Source organism: Pseudorhodobacter wandonensis, from assembly GCF_001202035.1.
Lineage (GTDB): Bacteria > Pseudomonadota > Alphaproteobacteria > Rhodobacterales > Rhodobacteraceae > Pseudorhodobacter > Pseudorhodobacter wandonensis.
The window spans coordinates 1-5110 of the sequence record NZ_LGHT01000010.1; the positions used below are offsets into that span (position 1 = coordinate 1).

Sequence of the window (5110 nt, forward strand, 5' to 3'; positions counted from 1 at the left end):
GTCTTCATGTTATCATAGATGCCACGCCCGGGGACGCCTTCGAAGACGCGGAATGCATGCCAGTGGGCATCAAACAGCATCTCATGCGTTTGCAACAGATAGGCCCGCACCAAAAATGCCCGGCTGTGCGACAGCTTGATATGCGCGACCTGCAGCTTGATACGCTCGCCGCCGACATAGGCCCAGTCCTCGCTCCAATCGAACTGGAAAGCCTCGCCCGGCGCGAACACCAGCGGCACGAAAGTCCCACGATCTGTCGTGTGATGCGCACGCTGCCGGTCACCCTTCCATTCCCGCACAAAGGCCGCAACACGTTCGTAGGAACCGTCATATCCAAGCTTTACAAGATCGGCATGCATCAGCTTCGCCGTTCGGCGTTCCTTGCGTGATTTGCGCTGATCAGTCGTCAGCCACGCAGTAAGATGCTTAGCATAAGGGTCCAGCTTGCTGGGGCGATCTGGCACCTGAAATGCAGGTTCAACAATCCCCTCCCGCAGATACTTCTTGATCGTGTTGCGAGATACGCCCGTCCGCCGCGCGATCTCGCGAATAGGCATCTTATCCCGCAGTGCCCATTTCCGAATTACCCTCAAAAATCCCATGTCTATCACTCCATGCGCCCCCAGCTGATTCAAGCCGGGGCAAGGTTACACATGGGTCAATTCTCAATGACAATTTCTGCTGGTGCCGGGTCAGTTCTCAATGACAATCAACAGCCCCACCCTGGACGCGTTGGACGAGAGCAATGCCGCCGTGGTCGCCGCACGCCAAATGGTAGCGGATCTCAAGCTTTGGCAAGACGGCAAACTTGCATGGAACGATTGCCTCCACTCTTTGCTTATGCACGGCCAGCCCGGCACCGGCAAAACCTTTCTGGCTCAGGCCATGGCACGTAGCAGCGGGTTGCCCCTGATCTCAACCAGCGTGGCACGTCTGCAATCGGCCGGACACTTGGGTGACTTTGCTCGCGCTATGAATGAGGTTTTTGCATCGGCAATCGCAGCAGCCCCCTGCATTCTGTTTGTCGATGAGATCGACGCGATCGGATCCCGCGCGTCTGGGGACCGGCAGGGTTCCACTTATTGGCGTGTGGCAATCACTGGGTTCATTGAGCAGATCGATATCGCCACACGGTCCCAAGGCGTCCTGATCATTGGCGCCTGCAATGATGTAAACGCCCTCGATCCCGCAATCGTGCGCCCGGGCCGGTTCGATAGTATTATCGAAGTCGGGGTTCCGGGCCGCGCAGGCGTGAGCGCAATTCTGCAACGCCAACTCGGCGCTAAGATGAGCAAAGTCGAGATCGCCGAGATCATCCCAGCCGCCATCGGCCAAACCCCGGCGATGATCGACGGGGCCATCCGGGCCGCACGCAGCCAAGCCCGGTCGGCGCAGCAGCCAGTTCAGGCCAGCGACATCATCGCGCGGCTGACCACCGGCCCTGCCCCCGACCGCGCGCTCAGTTGGCGAATTGCTCTGCATGAATGTGGCCACGCAATTTTGGCCGCGGACCGCATGCTGGGCGCACTGCACCACGTCCGGCTCGGTCACCGCGATGGCCATACGCGACTCGACGTCGATCTCGGCGAGGGGCTGCCGCGCAATCACCGCGACCTGTTGGCATATACCTTGGGCGGGAGGGCAGCGGAATCCGTCATTCTGGGCTCTGTCGGCAGTGGTTCCGGCGGCAACATTTCAACATGCGATCTGGCCCACGCCACAAAAATAGCGGTGTCCATGGAGACGAGCTTCGGGTTTGGCGTGTCGGGCCTGATTTGGAGCCCCGGCGACACGGCCGGCTCGATCACCGATCCTGTCTTGCGTGAAGCCGTCCGTGCCAAATTGAACTCCGCTGAGGCCACTGCCAAAAATGTGCTGACCGGTCACAAGATTTTGCTGATCGAGATGGCCAAGGATCTGATGCGGCACCGGATTCTCGAGGGTGCGGCCTTGCAAATCTGGATCGACCGGATCACCGGCGATCTGCCTTGGGACCCTGAAGATCCGTCTGGTCGCCGTGCTGCTGCGGAAGAGGCGGCTATGATGGACGGCACGGTGATACATCTGCGTGACTATCAGGCTGAAGCGCCAACGTGATGAACCCAGCCGCTGGTCACAAAATGACAGGCTTCAAACTGGGGGCGGGGCGGGACGCCATGTGCAGCTTGCTCCGCCCTCCATCTTTGGCCCGTTTTTGAATGTCGAGCTCAATTCGTGCCGGTCATGCATTTTCGGGGATATGGCGAACCTACTAAATCAAGGATGAGCTTTGTTTTTTGGAGAATGATTTTCGCAACTCAGGAATAGGATGTGCGGTAGGGAGTAAATGGACTGTCGAATAATTTTATGGCGGCGAACTGTTCTACTTTAGTGGCTTTCCGTCCTATTTTTTTTCACCTTTTTTTGTTTCCTTGTTTTTTCACAAGGCAGCGTTTTTCGATTTTTTCAAAGGCAGGGAGATAAGTTGATTCGGTTTTTGGGTTTTTGCAGAAGAAGAGAGATGTTTGTATTTTCAGTTTTTCAGTGTTGTCATTTTCTTGGTTATTTTATCGCTGTGCTTTCATTGCAAAGTATTTGCAATAGTTTTTCCAACCCATTGGTTATCCACATTATTCCAACATTCGACCCCGTTTTGATGCCCTTTCCACCAATCCACGAGGCCCCCGATGCTTTATATTGATCATCATACCGCCGGACCAACACTCGGCCAGATCAACATCAATACACCCCGCCTGGCCCTTGTTCAGGACGGGCAGGAGCACTCGGCCTATGGCACGGGACCGGAAGAGATATGCGCAAAAGAAGGGGCTGCCAGCGATGGCCGCGCCGCCTGCCGCGGTATCTGCCTTCGCTACGCCCCCTCCGAACGCCCCTATTGCCACAACGCAAACTGCCCCGCATGCTTGCCTTGTTCAGCTCGTGCGCTTGCTGGCACGGCAGGCAGCCCTTGCGGACATCGCAGATCAACGCGCCAATGCGGAGGAGTAAACTGATGCCCCCAAAGACCCTTCGCGCGGGCACCTATGCCCGGTATTCCACCGACATGCAGTCCAATGCCTCAATCGAGGATCAGCAGCGCGTCTGCCAGCGGCTCATCACAGATCGCGGCTGGACATTGACGCAGGGTTATTCTGACGCGGGCATTTCCGGCGCGTCGCTGATGCGGCCCGGCTATCAGCGGCTTCTTGAGGATGCGCGCAACGGCAAGGTAGATGTGGTGGTCTCTGAAGGCCTCGACCGGATCAGTCGGGATCAGGAACACATCGCCGCCTTTTATAAACAGATGAAGTATCTTGGCATTCCAGTTGTGACGGTTGCGGAGGGGGAGATCAGCGAGATCCATATCGGGTTGAAGGGCACGATGTCGGCGCTGTTTATCAAAGACCTCGCCCAAAAGACCCACCGGGGGCTGGAGGGTCGTGCCCGCAAAGGCAAATCTGCGGGCGGGATCAGCTATGGCTATAGCGTGACCCGCGCGTTCAACGCCGATGGCACGCCGGTGACGGGCGAACGTGATATCATCCCGGATGAAGCCGCAATCGTCGCACGGATTTTTCGCGAGTATGATGCCGGGCATTCGGCCCGTGCCATTGCCGCCCGCCTTAACGATGAGGGTATCCCCAGCCCCAGAAGCAATAAGGGGTCTGGCACCTGGGGTCCATCGACGATTTCAGGGAACTGGAAGCGGGGCACCGGGATCTTGAACAACGAGCTTTATATCGGGCGGCTGATCTGGGATCGGCTGACCTATATGAAGAACCCCGAGACACAACGGCGACAATCGCGGCTGAACGCGACCGAGGGGCTGGTCAATGAGGCGGTCCCGCATTTGCAAATCGTCGATGATGCGCTGTGGCAGCGGGTCAAGACCCGGCAGGCCGCTATCCGCGAGGATATGAACCCGGCGGGCGTCAAGGACGGGCATACACGGCCCGAGAACGCGCGGCGGCCCAATTATCTGTTCTCCGGCCTTCTGATCTGCGGCTGTTGCGGTGCGAGCTACACACTGATCAACAAGACCCGCTATGGCTGTGCCGGTGCGCGCAACAAGGGTGAGGCAATCTGCACCAACCGCGCCACCATCCTGCGCGAAGTGGTTGAGGACCGCGTTCTCATCGGCCTGCGCGACAGCCTGCTGCACCCCAAACTTATCGCGACCTTTGTCGAGGAATACCGCCGCGCGTTCAACGCGGAAGCGGCGGGCGCGGATGCAAATCGCGGACAAGCCCGGCGCGATCTGGCGCAAGTTGACAAGAAGATCGCCGGGATCATGGCGGCCATTGAAGACGGGATGTATCAACCGGCCATGAAGGGCCGCATGGCCGAGTTAGAGGCCGAGAAGCAAAGGCTGGCCGGACTTCTCGATCAAAGCCCCGAGCCCCCTGCCCTGCGGCTGCACCCGAGCCTGTCGGATCTCTACCGCAGCAAAATCCGCAGCCTGTCATCGGCGTTGCAAGACCCCGGCCTCAAGATGGAGGCGACAGAAGCGCTTCGCGGGTTGATTTCGGAGGTGCGTATGATGCCTGACGAGGATGCGCCGTAAGCGTTCTCGGGCCCCCACCTTCTGCATGATCGATTAACCTGCGACTCCGCACCTGTTGGACATGGGGCGGGAGTTTCGCGATGGCGACTACGGTGGAGTTTCTCAGGGACTATGGGGTGGATTTACGGGGCAATGGCCAGAAGCGCTGGCCTGACGAGGTCAAGGCGCAGATCGTTGCAGAAAGCCTGAAGCCTGGCGTAACGGTGAACGCGGTTGCGGCACGTTATGGGCTGCGGGCGAACCATTTGTCGGAATGGCGTGGTCGGGCTCGGGACGGCAAGTTGGTTTTGCCGGCGATGGAGGACGACGGCTTCTGCTTTGCGTCTCTCGTGCTGTCGGAGGGAAATGCGCCTTCTTTGCCGGTGCGTTCGGGTCAACCAGGCAAGCCAGAAGCGCAGCCTTTGGGATCAATCGAAATCGCTCTGGGCCAAGTGACAATCCGGCTGGACGGTGCCGCGACAGCTACCAGAATTGCCGAGATTGTGCGCGCGCTCGGGCCTTCGCCATGATGTTCCCCTCCAACCGGGTGCGGGTTCTGGTCTCGACACAGCCGATCGACTTCAGGAA

General features: G+C 58.6%; 4 protein-coding genes. 3 read left to right on the plus strand and 1 reads right to left on the minus strand.

Features of this window, described 5'->3' with window-relative positions:
- Nucleotides 1-602 (minus strand): IS21 family transposase (gene istA, locus AKU79_RS01335; protein ID WP_156209378.1); only part of this gene is annotated, 602 nt, incomplete at its 3' end.
- Nucleotides 603-702: 100 nt separating this feature from the next.
- Here istA and AKU79_RS01340 point away from each other — a divergent pair.
- From AKU79_RS01340 to tnpA, 3 genes are all read left to right on the plus strand, one after another.
- Nucleotides 703-2097, plus strand: coding sequence for an AAA family ATPase (locus AKU79_RS01340; protein WP_050521795.1), 1395 nt, complete (start codon nucleotides 703-705; stop codon nucleotides 2095-2097).
- A gap of 895 nt (nucleotides 2098-2992) precedes the next feature.
- Nucleotides 2993-4543, plus strand: coding sequence for a recombinase family protein (locus AKU79_RS01345; RefSeq protein WP_050521796.1), 1551 nt, complete (start codon nucleotides 2993-2995; stop codon nucleotides 4541-4543).
- An 80-nt stretch (nucleotides 4544-4623) separates the two neighbouring features.
- Entirely contained in the window at nucleotides 4624-5052 is a 429-nt protein-coding gene (tnpA, locus tag AKU79_RS01350) for an IS66-like element accessory protein TnpA (RefSeq protein WP_050521797.1), read from the plus strand.
- The last annotated feature ends 58 nt before the right edge of the window (nucleotides 5053-5110 follow it).

Bases quoted from the DNA above. Each gene is read 5' to 3' on its own strand.
- AKU79_RS01340 (WP_050521795.1), top strand. From the start codon at position 703: ATGACAATCAACAGCCCCACCCTGGACGCGTTGGACGAGAGCAATGCC.
- AKU79_RS01345 (WP_050521796.1), top strand. From the start codon at position 2,993: ATGCCCCCAAAGACCCTTCGCGCGGGCACCTATGCCCGGTATTCCACC.
- tnpA (WP_050521797.1), top strand. From the start codon at position 4,624: ATGGCGACTACGGTGGAGTTTCTCAGGGACTATGGGGTGGATTTACGG.